The sequence below is a fragment of the Vibrio penaeicida genome (genome assembly GCF_002933855.1).
Classification (GTDB): Bacteria; Pseudomonadota; Gammaproteobacteria; order Enterobacterales; family Vibrionaceae; genus Vibrio; species Vibrio penaeicida_A.
Genome location: NZ_BFAQ01000059.1, coordinates 1 through 20,092 on the forward strand (window position 1 = coordinate 1; position 20,092 = coordinate 20,092).

Below are 20,092 nucleotides of genomic sequence, written 5' to 3' on the forward strand. Positions count from 1 at the left end.
TCCTTTTAAACATCAGACAGCTTGATTGATGCGTTGGGAAATCATCTTTTAAGTTTGCTCTTCGAAGCATAAAAAACACCCTGGAGGGGTTCCCGAGTGGCCAAAGGGAGCAGACTGTAAATCTGCCGGCACTGCCTTCGATGGTTCGAATCCGTCCCCCTCCACCATATAAAATAAAAAACCAGCTCATATTGAGCTGGTTTTTTATTACCTGAATCTTGAGTATTTCTCTAATCTCTGCCGTGAGGGCTATCCAAATCCAATGCAGGTCCTTTTGGCACCACTTGAGTTGGGTTAATCCCGGTATGGCTGAAGTAATAATGCCTTTTTATGTGTTCAAAATTAGTGGTTTCTTTAACACCGTCAACTTGATACAGCTCTTTCAAATACCCATGAATATTTGGGTAGTCCGCGATGCGTTTCTTATTACATTTAAAATGCCCTACGTATACCGCATCGAAACGAACCAGTGTCGTAAATAAGCGCCAGTCGGCTTCTGTAATCTGAGAACCCGCTAAGTAGCGTTGAGAGGCTAACTGCTCTTCAACAGTATCCAACGCATCAAATAGCTGATCATACGCTTCTTCATAAGCTTCTTGCGTTGTTGCAAAGCCACAGCGATAAACACCATTGTTGATGTTTGGATAAACAAATTCGTTCCACTTCTCTATTTCTTTACGAAGCGACTCAGGGTAATAGTCGTCATTATTGCCTGTCAGTGTATTAAACTCGCTGTTAAACATTCTGATAATTTCAGAAGATTCATTGCTAACAATGGTTTTGGTTTTCTTATCCCAAAGTACAGGAACAGTCACTCTTCCCGTATAGTCATTTTTAGCTTGCGTGTACACTTGATGCATTCGAGTAAAACCGAACAACTCTTCAGGCTGATCAAACTGCCAACCTTCAGAAAGCATATCAGCACTCACTACGGATACCGAGATGTGTTCTTCTAACCCTTTGAGCTTTCGAAAAACTAACGTTCGATGCGCCCAAGGACAAGCTAATGAGACGTATAGGTGATAACGTCCCGACTCGGGCTGAAATTCGGCATTTGATTTATCTTCGATCCAATGGCGAAAACCCGCGTCTTCTCGAACAAATTTTCCATTACTTGCTTTTGTGTCATACCAAACATCATGCCAAACGCCTTCAACTAACTTACCCATGTTTTTGTCCTTCTCTGACGGTTTTCTTTTTTTGAACATAGTCAACTCGACACAAAAGTCATTTATCAAAAACTTTAGGGTCTGGTTGATATAGGGTTAGTCTACAAATCTATGATAAAGAAACGACCACTTTATACCGTTCAACTTCATCGAAATATTTGAATAAGCAGCCGTACAGCTTCAAAAATAGGGACTAAAAATAAAGGCTGACAAGAAGTCAGCCCCAAGGTATTTTGTTGACCGAAGATACATTTAATCAGGGATTGGAGAGCCAATACTCGAGCAATCGGCAATAAACTCGGCTTTAGGGTGGCGATTCAAAATGTCTTCAACTCGGTGCGCTTGATCGCGCTCAACATCGATGACAATAACCACTTCGCCATCATCGAGGTGTTGATTAAACAAACTCATAAAGTAATTGTCGAACGAACCACCAGTCATCTTCACGATCACAGTTGTTGTAATGGCGATGATGCAAATCAAAGCAAACGGAACAAAACTGGAAGAAGCAAATAGGTTAGTGAAGAACGTGAGAAAAAGGATAAGGACGCCAGCGGCGACCGCTCCGGCTATCAAGGCCTTTTGTGTGCCTGAAATGATATGAGCCGTCTCAAGGGATACACCACCATGCAAGTGATGAGTGTTGATCCCATTATCATCCCGACTTAATACATAGAAATGGTGATCATCAATTCCATTTGCGTGTACTTCATCAGAGATTTCTTCTGCATCGTCTAAATCTTTAGTGATGTAATACAGTCTTTTCATATGAGCCTCCAGCGCACTGAATAAAGCGTATTCATGCTTAACTAATAGTACATTCTTACTCTCAAATAAACTTTTGTAAAACATTTTATTTACATCTTGTTTACATTTAAATATTAATGCAACGAATAATACGTAGTTTTTTAGTGTGGAATACACGCTTTGAGATTGAAATATCGGATAAATTTAGGCTGTAAGAAAAGGAAGAGTTGAATAAAAAGAAGGCTAATATTTTTTGCACAAAAAAAGCGCGGTCCACAAAGGCACCGCGCTTAAGCCTGTCACAGGCTGAATTTAGTTAACCATAAAACAAGAAACGGCATGTACGTCGTCTCCCGTAATTTCAGGCTTTTTCTGCGAACATGCTTCCGTCGCTTCAGGACAACGAGTACGGAATACACAACCTGAAGGTGGGTTCATTGGAGAAGGAAGATCGCCTTCAAGCATATCTATCTTCTTCTTACGTTCGAGTTCTGGGTCAGGGATTGGTACTGCAGACATCAGTGCGCGTGTATATGGGTGTTTTGGTTCCGCAAACAACGCTTTAGATTCACCAAGCTCGACGGCATTCCCCAAATACATGACTAAAACACGGTCAGATATATGCTTAACAACAGAAAGATCGTGGGCAATAAAGACCAAGCTTAGTCCAAGCTCTTTCTGAAGCTCTTTCAACAAGTTAACAACTTGCGCCTGGATGGATACATCAAGTGCTGAAACTGGCTCATCACAAATGATCATTCTAGGGCGAAGAATTAGAGCTCGAGCAATTCCGATACGCTGACATTGACCACCAGAAAATTCATGCGGGTAGCGGTTGATTACGTTCGGTAAAAGACCCACTTTAGTCATCATTTCGCGAACACGTTCTTTGACTTCATTCGCTGATAGCTCTGGATAAAATGTTTCCAGTGGCTCAGCAATGATGTCTCCGATTGTCATACGCGGGTTCAATGAAGCCAAAGGATCTTGGAATATCATTTGGATTTCTTTGCGCGTATTACGTCGCTGAACATTTTGCATTTTGGTTAAGTCTTGTCCTAACCATACTACTTCGCCTTCTGTCGCTTCGACTAGTCCAATAACAGCACGAGCAAAGGTGGATTTACCACAACCAGACTCCCCTACTACACCGAGTGTTTCACCTTCATAAAGGCGAATGTTCACGCCATCAACGGCTTTCAAAGGCGTCGGTTTAGTCCAAGGCCAGGCAGATTTGGGCGCTATGCTAAAGTGTACTTTTAAATCTTTAACATCAAGCAATAACTTTTTTTCATCACTCATCGCTTCCAAGCCTCCCAATCAGAAAAACATGCTCTTTGACGTCCATCGCCAAAATTAACCAACTCAGGTGTGTCAGTCATACATTTATCTGTCACACGATGACAGCGTTCTTGGTATGGGCAACCTGGTGGTAGGCGAAGCAAGTTAGGTGGGTTTCCTGGAATCGTTGGCAAGATTTCGCCTTCGGTATCCAAACGAGGAATGGCTTTTAATAAACCTTCAGCATAGGGATGACTAGGATTGTAAAAAATCTCATTTACTGAGCCGTACTCCATGGTACGACCCGCATACATGACAAGAACCTTGTCGCATGAACCAGCTACAACACCCAAATCATGAGTAATCATAATAATAGCGGTATTGAATTCGCTCTTAAGCTCATTTAATAGGTCCATGATTTGAGCCTGAACCGTTACATCTAATGCTGTCGTAGGTTCATCGGCAATCAACAGTTTCGGACGACACAATAGTGCCATTGCGATCATAACGCGCTGTCGCATGCCGCCCGAAAACTCATGCGGATACATGGTAATGCGCTTACGAGCTTCAGGAATTTTAACCGCTTCCAACATACGAACAGATTCTTCGAATGCTTCCGATTTTCCCATGCCCTTATGCAGCATCAACACTTCCATCAACTGATCGCTGACTTTCATGTATGGGTTGAGTGATGTCATAGGGTCTTGAAAGATCATCGCTATCTGTTCTGCTCGAACGCGATTGAGCTCGCTTTCAGGCAGGTTCAGAATTTCGCGACCTTCAAACTTTGCACTACCAGAGATAATGCCGTTTTTAGCAAGAAGCCCCATGATGGCGAATACAGTTTGGGATTTACCCGAGCCAGACTCGCCTACGATACCAAGGGTTTCCCCTTGGCTCAGAGAAAAATTCAGATCATTGACTGCGGTGACGATACCATCTTGCGTGGTAAATTCGACTCGCAGATCTTTAACATCTAACAAGCTCATCATTGCTTTCCTGTGTAATTTTTTAATTGCTCTAAAAGGATCCGATAATTATTTTTTTATCTATCTTTTGGATCCAGTGCGTCACGCAGGCCGTCACCGACATAGTTGAAGCAGAATAGAGTCACAACCATAAATGCGGCTGGGAACGCTAGCTGCCAAATAGCTACTTCCATCGTTTGCGAACCTTCCTGAAGCAATGCGCCCCAGCTCGTCATTGGCTCTTGTACACCAAGACCTAGGAACGATAGGAAAGATTCGGTTAGGATCATACTAGGGATAAGAAGGGTTGAATAAACCGCTACAATACCCAGTACGTTAGGCACGATATGACGAGTAATGATCTTCCAATTACTCACACCACATACATGTGCCGCTTCGATAAATTCTTTGCTACGAAGGCTAAGAGTTTGACCACGTACAATACGAGCCATGTCTAGCCATGCAATTGCACCAATCGCAACGAAGATAAGCACAATGTTACGACCGAAGAAGGTAACCAATACGATAACCAAGAACATGAATGGTACTGCGTACAGGATTTCTAGGATACGCATCATGATACGGTCGGTTTTACCGCCGATGAAACCTGAAGCTGCACCGTAAAGTGTACCAATCGTCACGGCAACCAATGCACCGAGTACACCTACCATAAGTGAGATTCGACCACCAATCAGTGTACGTACATATATATCGCGACCTAGGCTATCTGTACCAAACCAGTGTTCCGCATTTGGACCAACGTGCATCGCATACCAATCAGTATCGTCGTATGCAAAAGGGGCGAACATTGGCAGGAACACGACAGCCATTGTCATAACAAATAGGATAGCTAAGCTCACCATCGCCGCTTTATTTCGCATAAAACGGATTCTGGCGTCTTGCCATAAACTGCGACCTTCTACTTCTAAGTCCTTAGAGAACTTTTCAATCGCATCAAGATTTTCTTTTTTAGTCAACATATCAATCCGGTCCCTTTAGTAGCGAATTTTCGGGTCAATCATAGCTAGCAAAATATCAACAATTGCGTTGAATAGGATGAATAAGAAACCAATTAAGATGGTTACACCCATTACTAGCGAGTAGTCGCGGTTGAATGCTGCGTTTACGAATAGCTTACCAATGCCTGGTAGGCCAAAAATAGTTTCGATTACAACGGAACCTGTGATGATACCTACGAATGCGGGTCCCATGTAAGACACAACTGGAAGCAGAGCTGGACGCAGAGCATGCTTAACAACAATGTAGCGATAGCTCAAACCTTTCGCACGAGCTGTGCGAATGAAGTTACTGTTCAGTGTTTCGATCATGCTACCCCGAGTGATACGCGCAAACGTAGCAACATAGAGTAGAGACATACCTATTACTGGCAGAACTAAATATTTTAAGCTGCCATCATGCCAACCACCAGCAGGGAAAAGATTCCAATGCAGAGAGAATAGATAGATTAACGCAGGAGCCAGCACAAAGGATGGCATTACAACGCCAAGCATTGCCGTGGACATTATGGTGTAGTCGACCCAAGTGTTCTGCTTGAGTGCTGCTATCGTGCCGACGGATACCCCCATAATTACGGTAAAGATAAAGGCGATGAAACCGACTTTAGCAGATACAGGTAATGCACCGTAAATCAGTTCATTAACCGAGTAATCTAGGTATTTGAATGAAGGACCAAAATCACCTTGTACAACGTTCGTTAAGTACGTGGTGTATTGTTCAAGTACTGGTTTATCCAAACCATATTTCGCTTCAATATTCGCCATTACTTCTGGTGGTAATGGCTTCTCGCTTGAAAACGGGTTCCCTGGCGCAAAGCGCATTAGAAAGAAGGATACAGTGATCAACACCAACATCGTTGGAATCGCTTCGAATATCCGTTTCATAATGAATTTAAGCATAAACTCACTCTTTCAGTCTGTGACAATGAATAATAGAAAAAACGCTGCATGTGACTCTCACATGCAGTGTCCGTGTTATTTATAATTTTATCAGCGGAGGTGATTACTTCGCTTTGATGTAGAGATCTTTAGAGTAGATCTTCTCTTCTGCGTTGTTTGATGGGAAACCACCAACGTGAGGGTTAAGCAAACGTGCACGTACGTATTGGTAAATTGGAGCAATTGGCATCTCTTTAGCAATCAGATCTTCTGCTTGCACGTAAAGAGCTGTACGCTCAGCGTCTGAAGTAGACTTAAGTGCTTTGTCGATCAAAGCATCATATTCTTTATTGCCCCAGTGCTGACCAGCAGTCGTGTTCTTGCTAACCATTAGAGTTAGGAATGACGAAGCTTCGTTGTAGTCACCACACCAACCTGCGCGTGATACTTCGAAGTCACCCTGATCTTTAGTAGATAGGTAAGTTTTCCACTCTTGGTTTTCAAGTGTTACGTTTAGACCCAATGTTTTCTTCCACATTGAACCTAACGCTACCGCAATTTTCTTGTGGTTTTCGTTAGTGTTGTAAAGAAGAGTGAACTTAAGTGGGTTGCCTTTACCGAAACCAGCTTCTTCTAGAAGACGTGCTGCTTCTGCATTACGCTCTTTCTGAGACATTTTTGCAAACTCAGGTAACTCAGGGTTGAAACCAGCTGTGATTTCAGGAGTTAGGAAGTAAGCAGGCTTTTGACCTTGAGCCAAAATAGCATCGGTTACGATGTTACGATCGATAGCGTAAGAAATCGCTTTACGAACACGCACATCATCAAATGGCTTCTTCTTGGTGTTGAACGAGTAGTAGTAAGTACACAAGCTGCCTTCTACAGAAACAGACTCTGGGTACTCTTTCTTAAGACGCTTAAAGTGCTCAACAGGAAGAGCTGAAGACGTGAAGTCCAATTCACCAGATAAGAAACGGTTCATTTCCGCTACTTGGTTTTCAATTGGAAGGAACGTCACTTGATCAAGAACGGTTTTATCATTGTCCCAGTAGCTAGGGTTACGCTTAAGAACCATACGCTCATTAAGAACCCATTTGTCTACAACAAATGCGCCGTTACCAACGAAGTTTTCAGGTTTTGTCCACTGATCACCATGTTTTTCGATAGTACCTCTGTGAACAGCCTTAGTTGTAGTGTGACCAGTCATCATAACAAAGTAAGGGACTGCAGTTTCCAGTTGAACCTCTAGAGTATGATCATCTAGCGCTTTAACACCCAATGTACTTTTGTCTTTTTTCCCTGCAACGATGTCTGCAGCGTTAACCATCTTGGTGTATTCCATGTACCAAGCATATGGAGAAGCTGTAGCTGGATCGACAGAACGCTGCCAACTGTAAACGAAATCTTGCGCTGTCACAGGATCGCCGTTTGACCATTTAGCATCTTTACGTAGGTGGAAAACAAAAGTTTTGTTATCAGCAGTTTCCCAATGGGTTGCTACACCAGGAATAGTGTTGCCATCAGCATCTTGGTTTACAAGACCTTCCAATAAATCACGAATTACGTGAGACTCTGGAACACCTTGTGATTTGTGCGGGTCGATAGTTGCTACTTCAGTACCGTTACCACGAACCAGTTCCTGAACCTTCGCTAATTTTGTGCCTGCTGGAACATCAGCAGCAAGAGAGGAGAACGAAGTGGCAGCCACTGCCATACCAGCACCTAGAAGAAGTGCTTGAGTGATTTTGTTCTTATACATGCATTAAACTCCAAGTTTTTTTGATTGCATCCATGACGTCTTCTTTAGTTGCCAGAACGGAGGGCATTTAGAAAAATTTAGCGCAAAAAAAGCGTACAGCGTTTTCTAAACCTAAAGAAGATTGCGCAACACACTACCAATCATTGAAGTAATTTGCCATAAAAATGTAGTAAAAAACCGTTTAATTTTTGGGATCACTGCATTTTTCAGACAATTACTCTGATAACTTTAAAAATAGTGGTTCAAACACACTTAGATAGCGTCTGAGCCAAACATAGAAACCAATTTGTTCTAAAAACAAGCAACATTGCAGAATCTTATACTATATTTGAACAAATATTTAACACTATATACAAACCAAGTCGATTAGCACCCCACAAAATGCCACAAGGTTTCAACATAAATGTGACAATAGTCACTCACATTTTCAGGAGTAGTGCAAAAATTCATAAGTGCAACACAAGCATGTCAGGTTTTATAAAAAATCGAGGCACAATCACTTTTTTTGTAACGCATAAGAAACTAATTTTTACTTTTTTTATGTCGATTCAAAAGCATTTTATTTTTCTTTGTCAAAACTTTGCCTCTCATAAACACTGATTCGGATGGTTGCAATTATGACCATCGAATCTTTCGCCTCTGCATTTTTGAGGCAGTTATTTATACAAGGAATGAGAGAAATACAATGAGACATCTAAGCTTATGCGCTATTGGTGTTGGATTAGCACTATCAGGGTCTGTAATCGCTGCACCAGCAGTTCCGACTATTGATCTTGATGGTTCTAACAACCTGCAATTTTCAAAAATTCAGTTAGAGATGCAATCCTTAAAAGGGTATCACCAAATGGTGAACTATAAGGATCTTGCAGACATCACCATTAAGTTTAATCAATGGTCTGGCGTGACAGGTGACACCTACAAAATCTTCTTTGACGGCATAGAAGTAAGCTCTGGTCCAATAGCTGGTAGTACGACAACAGCTAGTTTCCAATATGGTAAAGGCGGTCGTTACTCTCTAGAGATTGCAGCATGTGATGCGACGGGTTGTTCAAAATCGGCACCTAGCGAGATTGTCGTTGCTGATACCGACGGTGCACACTTAAAACCACTTCCAATGAACGTGGACCCTAACAACAAAACGTACGCTACAGATCCAAATACTGTTGTGGGTACTTATTTTGTTGAGTGGGGTATCTACGGTCGTGATTTCACCGTGGATAATATCCCAGTAGACAACCTGACACATATTCTTTATGGCTTCATCCCAATTTGTGGACCAAATGACTCCCTGAAGAAAGACAACCCTAGCGGTCATGGAATGTTGCAAACACTATGTACTGGCGTCAACAACTACGAAGTTGTAGTTCACGACCCATGGGCGGCATTTATGAAAGGGTTCAGCCAAGCTGGCCACCAATACGCTGATCCTATCAAAGGAAACTACGCCATGTTGATGGCGCTAAAACAGCGTAACCCGGATCTAAAAATTGTTCCTTCTATCGGTGGCTGGACACTATCCGACCCATTCCATGGATTCACTGAAAAAGCGAACCGAGATATCTTCGTTGCCTCTGTTAAGAAATTCCTTAAAACATGGAAGTTCTATGACGGCGTCGATATTGACTGGGAATTCCCTGGTGGTGGCGGTCCAAACGGCAATCTAGGTGACCCTGTTAATGACGGTCCTGCGTACGTTGCACTAATGCAAGAATTGCGCACCATGCTTAACGCGCTAGAAGCAGAAACAGGTCGTACTTACGAGCTAACTTCTGCAATCGGTGTTGGTTACGACAAACTGGAAGACGTGGATTACGCAGCAGCAGTTCAACACATGGACTACATCTTTGCGATGACTTACGACTTCTACGGTGCATGGAGCAATTCTCCAGGTCACCAGACAGCACTTAACTGTGGTAAGTTCATGCGCCCTGGTCAGTGTGACGGAACGGGTACAGACGCTGATGGCGTACCTTACAAAGGTCCTGCATACACTACTGACAATGCAATTCAAATCCTTCTAGCTCAAGGTGTTCCAGCAAACAAACTGGTTGTTGGTACAGCGATGTACGGTCGTGGTTGGGATGGTGTAATGCCTTCAACGCTTACAGACCCTACTGATCCAATGACAGGTACTGGTACTGGCGCATTAACTGGTACAGAAGCTCAAGGTGTATGGCAAGACGGTGTTATCGACTACAAAGGCATTAAGACACACATGCTTGGCGCTAACAAGCAAGGTGTAAATGGCTATGAGTACGGATACGACGAACTAGCTGAAGCTCCTTACGTATGGAACCGTTCAAACGGTAAACTCATCACATTTGATGATGACCGTTCTGTAAAAGCAAAAGGTGCTTACGTTCGTAGCCTAGGTCTTGCAGGTCTATTCTCTTGGGAAATCGATGCGGATAACGGCGACATCCTAAATGCTATGCACGAAGGCCTTGCGACTACCGTAGGTAACCGCACTCCAGTTGCAAAAGCAGGTGCTGACGTTTCTGTAGAAGGTCCAGCAAAAGTAACGCTTGATGCAAGTGCTTCTAAAGACCTTGATGGTACAATCGCAAGCTACGCTTGGGCACAAGTATCGGGTCCAGCGGTCACTATCACTAGCGCAAATGCTGCGGTAGCTTCTGTTGATTTCGCAGCTGTAACGGCTACTCAAACTTACGTGTTTGAAGTAACGGTAACAGATAACGAAGGCGCAGCAGCAACTGACCGTGTCGCTGTTACTGTAAGTGCGAAAGGCGTGAACAATGCTCCAGTAGCAGCAGTTTCGGCTCCTGCACAAGTAAGCGCTGGCGCTACAGTAGTAGTTGATGCAAGTGCTTCAACTGATGCTGACAATGACACTCTAACTTACACATGGGATGTTCCAGCTGGTCTAAATGCGACAGTTCAAGGTTCAAAAGTAACCTTTACTGCTGCTAGCTACAATGTAGATACAACACTGAACTTCACTGTATCTGTAAGTGATGGCAAAGCGTCAAGCTCTGCTCAAGCTGCTGTTCTAGTTAAGAAGAACGTTGTAGACCCAACTTGTGATGTTACAGGTATCAACGTATACCCTAACTGGCCACAAGTAGACTGGGCAGGTAACCCTAACCACGCTAAAACAGGTGACCAATTGGTTCACAACGGTGTTATCTACAAAGCAAACTGGTACACCACTTCTGTACCAGGTTCTGACGGTAGCTGGTCTACTGTTTGTACCGTAGCTAAGTAAAATGTAGCTAAGTAACACAACCTTGAGCTTATGTTCTGCATAAGCTCAACATAAAAAAGAAACCGGTCAGAGAAATCTCCACTGACCGGTTTCCTTTATTTTCGACTAAAGTTTTTTTGAAAACAAAGCTTTTTCGAAGACAAGGCTTTTGAAAACTGAGTTTTTGAAGACTGAATTTTAGAAAAACAAAACTTTTGAAGCATCAAGTAGTTAGCGTTAGAATTTAAGAACACAATTCAGCGCTAGTGGAGTTGCCTAATACCACTATCAAACCGTATCAAATTAGCGGACTATTTTTGCTCCCAGCGGTTTGCTGCTAATGCGTCAGACTCTCGAGACTCTACCCATCTAACTGAATCCGTAGTGCGTTCTTTTTTCCAAAATGGTGCTTTGGTTTTAAGGAAATCCATCACAAACTCACACGCATCAAACGCATCACCACGGTGAGCACTGGAAACACCAACCAACACAATTTGATCACCAATATCAAGATCCCCTACTCTGTGAATCACGGTCATCGCTTCTATATTCCAACGCTGCTTTGCCTGCTCACAGATATCAAGTAGGGATTTCTCAGTCATTCCAGGGTAGTGTTCGAGAGATAACCCAATCACATTGTCCCCTAAGTTCATGTCTCTCACTTTTCCAACAAACGTAACCACAGCGCCCGCCGAAGTGCCTATTGCCAATCGTTCATATTCATCAGAAAGAGAGAAATCATTAACCTGAACAGATACATTTGCCATTCGTTACCCCCCTGTAACAGGCGGAAAGAATGCGACCTCATCACCATGTTTCAGAGGTGAATCTAACGGGCAAAGCGTCTGATTAATAGCGACTAATAACTTATCAGCTTCCAGTGCCAATGCCCACTTATCACCTTTTTCCTCAAGGTAAGATCGCAATTCTTCAGCCGTTTCAAACGTCGAGTCTAGTTCGAGTTCATCTACGCCAATAAGCTCGCGAGTTTGAGCAAAAAATAGAACTTTAATCATTAGTTCACCTTGAAGTGACCAGACTTGCCACCCGTTTTTTCAAGTAATCTAACTTGGCTGATAACCATGTCTTTCTGAACCGCTTTACACATATCATAGATGGTTAAAGCTGCAATTGAAGCCGCAGTTAACGCCTCCATTTCAACGCCGGTTTTTCCAGCCAACTTACAAACAGATTCGATTCTAACTTTATTTTCCGATTCAATTGCTTCGAGCTGCACTTCAACTTTAGACAAGAGTAATGGATGACAAAGTGGAATCAGGTCCCATGTTTTCTTAGCTGCTTGAATACCAGCAATACGTGCCGTAGCGAACACATCACCTTTGTGGTGTGAACCAGAAACAATTAACTGAAGTGTTTCTGGTGACATGTGGACGAAAGCTTCTGCACGGGCTTCTCGAACTGTGTCATTTTTTGAAGACACATCAACCATGTTCGCCTCGCCAGAAGCATTAATATGGGTAAATTGATTCATGATGCTCCTCTTATTTACTGAGGTGAGGCATAAAATTGCATGGACGATGGCTGGCATCCATTTGCTGCTTAATGATCTTTGTCCATGCGGTACGGCATGCTCCAGTCGACCCTGGCATTGCGAAAATTACGGTGTGATTAGCAAACCCTGCAATTGCGCGAGATTGAATAGTTGACGTGCCAATTTCTTCATAAGAAACTGCACGGAACAATTCACCAAATCCTTCGACTTGCTTATCGAATAGTGGAACAAGCGCTTCAGGAGTACTATCGCGAGACGTAAACCCTGTACCACCAGTAATCATTACCGCTTGAATCGTATCGTCAGCAATCCACTTTGAGACAACAGCACGAATCTGATACATGTCATCAATAACGATTCTTTTATCTGCAAGCTTATGACCTGCTTCTCGCAAGTGCTCAGCTAAATAGCCACCAGAGGTATCATTCTCTTCCGTTCGGGTATCAGAAACCGTTAAAACAGCTATGTTTGCAGGTTCAAATTTACTTTCAGCGTGCCCCATTTGCTCACCTTACTTGTTATAGATTGAAATTATTGGCTGGCGGGAACCCACCAGCGTTAAAATTATTTAGCCGCCGATAGATGCGAGGTGTGGCGTCATACCTGAGTTTCCATCGTGTAAAAAATGGCTAACAGACTTAGTTTGTAATTGCTCAGAAATACGATTTATTAGCTCAACATCTTGATTATCGTGTTGCAGTAAATCTCTTAGCTCAACGCCATGATCACCAAACAAGCACAAATGCAGTTTACCTTTAGCCGATACTCTTAAACGGTTACAGCTTTCGCAGAAATCTTTTTCATATGGCATGATAAGTCCTATCTCCCCTTGATAGTCAGGGTGAATAAAGACTTGAGCTGGACCGTCGTTAAGCGCTTTTGGCTTGAGCAGCCAACCATTGGCAATGAGGTGATTACGAATACTTACGCCAGATTGATGATGATGTTTGAATAACTCATCCATCTCTCCTGTTTGCATAAGCTCGATAAACCTAAGTTGAATCGGTCTCTCTTTGATCCAATGCAAAAAAGCAGGTAACTCACTACTGTTCAAATCTTTGAGCAGTACTGCATTCACTTTTACTTGCTCGAAGCCGACTTCAAATGCTTTATCGATCCCAGCCATGACTTGAGCGAACTTGTTCTCACCAGTAATCTGATGGAACATTCTGGAGTCTAGGCTATCGACACTCACATTTATATTGGTAAGACCCGCCGCTCTCCATTCACCTACCTGTTTCTCCATACGATACCCGTTGGTTGTAGTGGCAACCTTGCGAATACCTTGTGTTGAAGCAATCTCGCGAATGATTTCGGTAAAATCCTTACGTAAACTCGGTTCGCCACCAGTGATGCGGACTTTATCTGTTCCACAACTAGCAAATGCGTGAACCACACGACGGATTTCAGGGAGACTTAAAAAGGATGAATTACGTTGCCCCGAAGGATGTTGGTATCCATCAGGTAAACAGTATGTGCATTTAAAGTTACAAACATCAGTAACTGATAAGCGCAAGTAGTAAAACTTGCGATTGAATTTATCTTCGAATTGTTGCGCCACGGAACACCTTTCCAAACACGGGAGGCTTGTTCATTTCCAAACAAACCCTTGTGACCAAATTGTCACTGGCTGACACCTCTTATTCGCTTATATGCGAACTTAGCAGTGAAAGCTCGGAGTTATGGCAGCCACGTAACTACGTGGCAGCGTCTTAATAAAATACTTAATATTAGTGTGGGATACCAGTCAAAATTGCAAAAACTCGGGTTTGTGCAGCTTATTTGGTAGAAATTTAGCGATTCTATAGGCAAAGTATCAAGCTATAAACACGGAATTTCTCTTATACCTCTTCGAGAGGTGTACACTTTAATCAATAAAATTAAATGCGATATAAGAACAACTATGACGCTATATAAAAACAAAAAAGTGGTCGCTATAGGCGGCGGACACGGTCTTGGAAGAATGTTGGCTGCACTGAAAGATTTCGGTAATAACGCAACAGGTATTGTCACAACAACCGATAACGGTGGTTCAACAGGTCGAATACGCGATTGCCAAGGTGGAATTGCGTGGGGTGATACACGAAATTGTATTAATCAGCTGATAACGGAACCCTCTATCGGTTCTATGATGTTTGAATACCGCTTCAAGGGTGTAGGCGAGTTAAATGACCACAACCTTGGTAACTTAATGCTCACCGCCTTAGATAATCTTTCAGTCCGACCTCTGGAAGCAATTAATTTAATTAGAGATATGCTCAAAGTCGATATCAACATCGTTCCAATGACTGAACACCCTTCGGATCTAACAGCGTTATCGATCTCTGGTGAATGGGTACGTGGAGAGACCAGTGTCGATGAAACTGAGCACGATCTACAACGTTTATACTTAGAGCCTCAAGTTCAAGCGACTAAGGAAGGAATAAAAGCCATTGAAGAAGCCAATTGCATCATATTAGGACCGGGCAGTTTTCTTACTAGTATAATGCCTCCGCTATTGCTTCCTGAGTTGGGTAAAGCGATAGCAAGAAACTCAAGCGCTAAACTCGTATTTGTCGAAAACTTATCGCCAGAATATGGTCCTGCTGGGCGCATGACTCTTCAAGAAAAACTCACTTGGTGCCAAAGAGCTTGTGATGGCCGTGAGATCGACGTCCTACTCGGCAATGACAATCATGGAGAGTTAACTGGCGTATGTGAAATAGTCACCATTGATTTAGCTTCAGCTAATCATCAATGGCGACACGATAGAACTAAACTTCAGAAAGCAATAGAAAACCTATTGGGTTAATTTGAGAAATTCTTCTCTAGTTAAGTGCAAACAGGTGATCATTGTTTCCCTATTTTCTGACGTATTAATGTCTTCACCTGTTTTGTATCGCGCATCTAACCTTGTTGCAAATTCGCATAATCTTTCAGCACCAAAACTCGCTGCACTGCTTTTCAGTGAATGACTGATCGATTTTAACTGTTCTTCGGCTTCGCTTTGCTCAGATGGACCATTTGCTAGCGCTTCAGCGTAATCTACTAACTCTCCAATAAAAATAGAAAAAAGCATGGGAAGGTTCTCTTCTCCGATATCTCGACTCAACTCGTCTATTTTGTCTGTATTGACGACTGCTTTCATTCTGCCCTCTTAAACTTATTGTGTTTCTCTTTATTGCTCTTTCCAAGTTTGCAGCTTGCGATATAACGTAGACGGACTGACATCTAGGTGACCGGCTGCCTTTGGAATATTACCCTCACAGGCTTCAATTGCTTGCTCTATCGCACTTTTTTCAGTAAGCCAAAGTGGTCGTATTTCTTCTATTGAGAGTTTAGTTGAAATTGAATCAGTTGCATTTACTTGTTTCAATTCTGATACCGAAGGCAAATTTAATGGTGGCGGCAGCATATTAAGTGTGATCTCACTCCCATGATTAAGTACCACAGCATTACGCAGCACATTCTGCAATTGGCGAACGTTACCGGGCCATTCGTAGTCGATAAATTTATCGAGTACTTGTTGGGAAAAACGTACAAAGCCTTTCCCTTCTTCATGAGACATATGCCCAAGCAATGAATAGGCGATCTCTACCACATCTTCCCCACGATTTCTCAATGGTGGCAAATGCAACGGAATCACATAAAGTCGGTAATATAGATCCTCACGGAAACGCCCTTCTTGCACTTCTTTCCATGGATCGCGGTTGGTTGCACAAACGAAACGTACATCCACACTTTTCATTTTGGAAGAGCCTACTTTTTGAAAAGTACCCGTTTGGATAAATCGAAGCAGCTTAGTTTGGAGATCCAAGTCCATCTCACACAACTCATCCAAGAACAGAGTTCCACCATCGGCTAATTCAGCGGCACCTTGCCTATCTGTGGATGCACCTGTAAAAGCACCTTTAACATGACCAAAAAGCTCACTTTCTATGAGATCTTTAGGAATAGCAGCACAATTGATTGCGATAAAAGGGCTATCACCACGTTTACTCGCAGCGTGTATAGCCTCCGCACACACTTCTTTACCAGTACCACTTTCCCCCGTAATGAATAAAGAAGCCTTACTAGGGGCTGCAGAATCAATTGTTCGATATACCGCCTGCATAGTCTGGCTACTGCCAATAAAGCCTTGATAGTTGTTATCTGGCTCGCTGGTTGGAGAACGTAATTTTCCAGCTTTACGGAGTGCATTATTGACCGTGACACGAAGCCTGTCTGCTTCGCATGGCTTAATAAGGAAATCCTGAGCCCCCTTTCTCATCGCCTCAACTGCGGTATCTATTGAACCATGAGCAGTCATGAAAATGACAGGGACATCAGGGTAATTGGATTTTACTGACGAAAGTACATCCATCCCTGTCATGTCAGGTAGGCGTAAGTCGAGTAAAATGAGATCTGGTGTTCGTGTTTCCAGACTTTTGATTGCGTCTATTCCCGTCCCTACAATAGTAATATCCAAGCCAAGTGGATTGAGATAGGATCGGTATAACGCTGCGACCGAAGCCGTATCTTCTACCATCAGAAGATATTTAGGGTTCGGGTTAGTTGTTGTGTCTTGCATAACCTAGCCGTTGCACTTTAGTAATGTAATTGCAATATGAATCGCATTTTGCGAAAAATAATAGCCTAAACGGAATAAAATGTAAAAGAAAGGGTGAAATAAACATGGCACGCTATGTGCAACTTCATGTATGACCCTAACAGGTCACCTAGCCAACTGACGTTGTTAGTGAACAAAGTTTTCACGAAATGAAGCCAATAGAACTATTTCTATTGGCTATTTTTTTGCTTTAAATTCAGTTCAATGAATTATCAGGCCTTAGCTATTTGCTATAAATTGCGCTTTCAACTTTTTTATTTCATCACGCTTTCCAGCCGCTAACTCAAACTCTAAGTTTTGGGCATGCTGATACATTTGACCTTCCAACTTCGAAATTTCTTTCTCCAACTGCTGCGGCGAAAGTACTTCATAACTGTTCGATGGTTCTGCAACCTTAGATAGGGGAACTTGCTTGTTATGACGTTTTCCTTTGGCTTTAGCGATATCGCCAAGCTCCATAATATCTTTTACGTTAGTTTGAAGCGCTTGAGGGGTAATGCCTTGCTCTTCATTGTACATTTGCTGCTTTTCACGACGACGATTCGTTTCATCCATCGCTTTTTTCATGGATTTAGTAATCCTATCCCCGTAAAGAATAGCCTTACCACGTAGGTTACGAGCCGCACGACCAATGGTCTGAATCAAGGAACGCTCCGAACGAAGGAAGCCCTCTTTGTCGGCATCCAGTATTGCAACCAAACTCACTTCAGGCATATCAAGCCCCTCTCGAAGTAAGTTAATCCCAACAAGCACATCAAATTCACCTAAGCGAAGATCCCGAATAATCTCTACCCGTTCAACCGTATCGATATCAGAATGCAGGTAACGTACTTTTACGCCATGCTCGTGCAGGTATTCCGTTAAATCTTCCGCCATTCGTTTAGTCAACGTCGTCACCAGAACGCGTTCACCTTTTTGACTGCGGATTCGAATTTCGGACAGTAAATCATCCACCTGCGTAGCAACGGGTCTGACTTCCAACTCAGGATCCAGTAACCCTGTTGGGCGCACTACTTGATCGGCGATGTCGTCAGCCGACTTTTCCAATTCGTAATTTCCAGGTGTCGCAGACACAAAAATAGTTTGAGGTGCGATGGACTCGAACTCTTCAAATTTCATTGGACGGTTATCCAATGCCGAAGGTAATCGAAAACCAAATTCAACTAAGGTTTCTTTTCGCGAACGGTCACCTTTATACATAGCGCCAATTTGAGGAACCGTAACGTGAGATTCATCGATAACTAAAAGACCATCTGCTGGTAAATAGTCAAACAACGTCGGTGGTGGCTCACCCTCATTTCTGCCACTTAAATAGCGCGAATAGTTTTCGATACCGGAGCAAAACCCAAGTTCGGTCATCATTTCAATATCAAATTGAGTACGTTGCGAAATTCGTTGCTCTTCAAGAAGCTTATTATTTTCAATAAGATGCTTTTTTCGTTGCTCAAGCTCAACTTTGATTTCTTCAATAGCATCCAAGATTTTCTCACGAGGCGTAACGTAGTGAGTTTTCGGATAAATGGTAAATCTTGGAAGATCTCGTTGCTTAACCACGCCAGTCAGCGGATCAAACACACTGATACAGTCAACTTCATCATCAAACATTTCGATGCGTACTGCATCTTGCTCAGATTCGGCAGGGAATACATCAATAACTTCGCCACGCACCCTAAATTGACCGCGCTCGAAAGCAACATCATTTCGAGAGTATTGAAGCTCTGCCAATCGCCTTAGAATATCTCTCTGACCTATTACATCCCCTCTGGTCACGTGGAGCATCATTTTTAGGTAGCTGTCTGGATCACCCAAACCGTAGATGGCAGAAACAGATGCAACAATGATGGCGTCTTTTCTTTCCAGCAGAGCCTTTGTTGCAGATAAACGCATTTGCTCAATATGCGCGTTCACAGAGGCATCTTTCTCTATAAACGTATCCGTTGTTGGTACATAAGCTTCTGGCTGATAGTAATCGTAGTAAGAGACAAAATATTCAACAGCGTTATTTGGGAAAAATGCTTTCATCTCCCCGTATAACTGCGCGGCAAGCGTTTTGTTTGGAGCAAGAAGAATCGCTGGTCGCTGAGACTCAGCAATAACATTCGCTAACGTAAATGTTTTACCCGATCCAGTCACACCTAACAGCGTTTGATGTGCTAGCCCAGAGTCTAGGCCATCAAGCAGCTTTTTGATCGCCGTAGGTTGATCGCCAGAAGGTACATATTTGGAGACGAGATCGTACGTCTTGCTCATTTTTATTCCCTAACCTAAGTTTAACGGTAATGTCTTCTGCTTAATTTGAACCGGAATATACCGCTCTGAATCCTGCATCTTGAGGTTACTTGGGTATGTAGGTCAATACATAGAGTGACTAAAAGTCCGATCTACGGCACATTTGCCGCTAGATACTGACAACGTTATCTGGTATCGTTTTCAGCCCTGTAGAAAAACGCCGCAATAAAACACCATTTTTCATCCACGACTTTTCCCCAAAATTTCTTTAGATATGTCGATACTGTCATCTAAGTGCATTTTTATTCACATTCACACTTCCAAACATCAAAATCAGCTAAAGCGTTTAAAATCATCTTGTTAGAGTATTTTTATCGCCATTTTTTTGGTGAGAAACTCTTTCATGAGAAGCCCAAAAAATATTTGTCAAAAATCAATTAACACAGTTATCCACAATTTTGGTGGATAAGTTCGATTAGGCTTTATCGTGCAAGGGTTAGGTGATTGTAAAGATTTTTTTTAAGATTTTTTTCTCAAATCTTTCTCGTTGAGTGTTGACAGAAAATTGCTGTCTCGATAGTATGCGCACCACACAATTGTTCCCCCTTAGTTCAGTTGGTAGAACGGCGGACTGTTAATCCGTATGTCGCAGGTTCGAGTCCCGCAGGGGGAGCCAAAATTCTAAAAGCCACGTCGAAAGACGTGGCTTTTTTCGTTTTTAGCGACTGGTTTGTTCCA

Annotated in this window: 17 protein-coding genes, 2 tRNA genes and 1 riboswitch; of the genes, 4 read left to right on the plus strand and 15 right to left on the minus strand. The window is 42.7% G+C overall.

The genetic code is table 11. From position 1 onward, the window contains the following. The first annotated feature begins 82 nt into the window (after positions 1 to 82). Positions 83 to 167: transfer RNA gene (locus VPNCDNU1_RS27070), tRNA-Tyr, on the plus strand. A gap of 63 nt (positions 168 to 230) precedes the next feature. On the opposite strand, the gene VPNCDNU1_RS27075 is transcribed toward VPNCDNU1_RS27070, so the two are convergent. The 7 genes from VPNCDNU1_RS27075 to VPNCDNU1_RS27105 form a co-directional block, all read right to left on the minus strand. Further along, complete coding sequence (locus VPNCDNU1_RS27075; RefSeq protein WP_104403268.1) at positions 231 to 1,169, minus strand: glutathione S-transferase family protein; 939 nt, start codon at positions 1,167 to 1,169, stop codon at positions 231 to 233. Positions 1,170 to 1,421: 252 nt separating this feature from the next. Beyond that, complete coding sequence (locus tag VPNCDNU1_RS27080; RefSeq protein WP_104403269.1) at positions 1,422 to 1,937, minus strand: hypothetical protein; 516 nt, start codon at positions 1,935 to 1,937, stop codon at positions 1,422 to 1,424. 291 nt (positions 1,938 to 2,228) lie between these two features. Next, on the minus strand, positions 2,229 to 3,218 hold the full coding sequence (oppF, locus tag VPNCDNU1_RS27085; RefSeq protein ID WP_167404900.1) for a murein tripeptide/oligopeptide ABC transporter ATP binding protein OppF: 990 nt from the start codon (positions 3,216 to 3,218) through the stop codon (positions 2,229 to 2,231). Further along, positions 3,215 to 4,186, minus strand: coding sequence for an ABC transporter ATP-binding protein (locus VPNCDNU1_RS27090; RefSeq protein WP_237324234.1), 972 nt, complete (start codon positions 4,184 to 4,186; stop codon positions 3,215 to 3,217). The genes oppF and VPNCDNU1_RS27090 overlap by 4 nt, the downstream gene beginning before the upstream one ends. A 56-nt stretch (positions 4,187 to 4,242) precedes the next feature. Beyond that, positions 4,243 to 5,145 carry an oligopeptide ABC transporter permease OppC gene (gene oppC, locus VPNCDNU1_RS27095; RefSeq protein WP_104403272.1) on the minus strand — a complete coding sequence of 301 codons (903 nt, stop codon included), beginning with the start codon at positions 5,143 to 5,145 and terminating at the stop codon, positions 4,243 to 4,245. 15 nt (positions 5,146 to 5,160) lie between these two features. Continuing rightward, on the minus strand, positions 5,161 to 6,081 hold the full coding sequence (gene oppB / locus VPNCDNU1_RS27100) for an oligopeptide ABC transporter permease OppB (protein ID WP_104403273.1): 921 nt from the start codon (positions 6,079 to 6,081) through the stop codon (positions 5,161 to 5,163). 103 nt (positions 6,082 to 6,184) lie between these two features. Next, positions 6,185 to 7,819, minus strand: a complete 1,635-nt coding sequence (locus VPNCDNU1_RS27105; RefSeq protein ID WP_104403274.1) for an ABC transporter substrate-binding protein — start codon at positions 7,817 to 7,819, stop codon at positions 6,185 to 6,187. A gap of 685 nt (positions 7,820 to 8,504) precedes the next feature. Between VPNCDNU1_RS27105 and VPNCDNU1_RS27110 the strand changes: the two genes are divergently transcribed. Next, positions 8,505 to 11,045, plus strand: a complete 2,541-nt coding sequence (locus tag VPNCDNU1_RS27110) for a glycosyl hydrolase family 18 protein (protein ID WP_104403275.1) — start codon at positions 8,505 to 8,507, stop codon at positions 11,043 to 11,045. A 290-nt stretch (positions 11,046 to 11,335) separates the two neighbouring features. On the opposite strand, the gene moaE is transcribed toward VPNCDNU1_RS27110, so the two are convergent. The 5 genes from moaE to moaA form a co-directional block, all read right to left on the minus strand. After that, positions 11,336 to 11,791, minus strand: coding sequence for a molybdopterin synthase catalytic subunit MoaE (gene moaE, locus VPNCDNU1_RS27115; RefSeq protein WP_104403276.1), 456 nt, complete (start codon positions 11,789 to 11,791; stop codon positions 11,336 to 11,338). A gap of 3 nt (positions 11,792 to 11,794) precedes the next feature. Beyond that, on the minus strand, positions 11,795 to 12,040 hold the full coding sequence (moaD, locus tag VPNCDNU1_RS27120) for a molybdopterin synthase sulfur carrier subunit (RefSeq protein WP_104403277.1): 246 nt from the start codon (positions 12,038 to 12,040) through the stop codon (positions 11,795 to 11,797). Next, a complete protein-coding gene (gene moaC / locus VPNCDNU1_RS27125; RefSeq protein ID WP_104403278.1) occupies positions 12,040 to 12,516 on the minus strand; it encodes a cyclic pyranopterin monophosphate synthase MoaC in 477 nt (158 codons plus the stop codon). The genes moaD and moaC overlap by 1 nt, the downstream gene beginning before the upstream one ends. A gap of 10 nt (positions 12,517 to 12,526) precedes the next feature. Continuing rightward, positions 12,527 to 13,039, minus strand: coding sequence for a molybdenum cofactor biosynthesis protein B (gene moaB / locus VPNCDNU1_RS27130; RefSeq protein WP_104403279.1), 513 nt, complete (start codon positions 13,037 to 13,039; stop codon positions 12,527 to 12,529). A gap of 66 nt (positions 13,040 to 13,105) precedes the next feature. Then, a complete protein-coding gene (moaA, locus tag VPNCDNU1_RS27135; protein WP_104403280.1) occupies positions 13,106 to 14,098 on the minus strand; it encodes a GTP 3',8-cyclase MoaA in 993 nt (330 codons plus the stop codon). Then, a riboswitch (molybdenum cofactor riboswitch) is annotated at positions 14,086 to 14,229 on the minus strand. (Overlaps the previous gene by 13 nt.) A gap of 211 nt (positions 14,230 to 14,440) precedes the next feature. On the opposite strand from moaA, the gene yvcK reads away from it, so the two are divergent. Next, positions 14,441 to 15,328 (plus strand): uridine diphosphate-N-acetylglucosamine-binding protein YvcK, encoded by an 888-nt coding sequence (gene yvcK / locus VPNCDNU1_RS27140; RefSeq protein WP_104403281.1) that lies wholly within the window; start codon positions 14,441 to 14,443, stop codon positions 15,326 to 15,328. Here yvcK and VPNCDNU1_RS27145 read toward each other — a convergent pair. The 3 genes from VPNCDNU1_RS27145 to uvrB form a co-directional block, all read right to left on the minus strand. Next, positions 15,317 to 15,664, minus strand: a complete 348-nt coding sequence (locus VPNCDNU1_RS27145) for an Hpt domain-containing protein (protein ID WP_104403282.1) — start codon at positions 15,662 to 15,664, stop codon at positions 15,317 to 15,319. The two genes, yvcK and VPNCDNU1_RS27145, sit on opposite strands and share 12 nt — an antisense overlap. A gap of 30 nt (positions 15,665 to 15,694) precedes the next feature. Continuing rightward, a complete protein-coding gene (gene luxO / locus VPNCDNU1_RS27150; RefSeq protein ID WP_104403283.1) occupies positions 15,695 to 17,086 on the minus strand; it encodes a quorum-sensing sigma-54 dependent transcriptional regulator LuxO in 1,392 nt (463 codons plus the stop codon). Between the two features lie 258 nt (positions 17,087 to 17,344). Then, the gene (uvrB, locus tag VPNCDNU1_RS27155; RefSeq protein WP_104403284.1) at positions 17,345 to 19,375 is read right to left on the minus strand and encodes an excinuclease ABC subunit UvrB; all 2,031 of its coding nucleotides are present in this window, start codon (positions 19,373 to 19,375) and stop codon (positions 17,345 to 17,347) included. Positions 19,376 to 19,954: 579 nt separating this feature from the next. Here uvrB and VPNCDNU1_RS27160 point away from each other — a divergent pair. Then, a tRNA-Asn gene (locus VPNCDNU1_RS27160) sits at positions 19,955 to 20,030 on the plus strand. Positions 20,031 to 20,092: the final 62 nt, after the last annotated feature.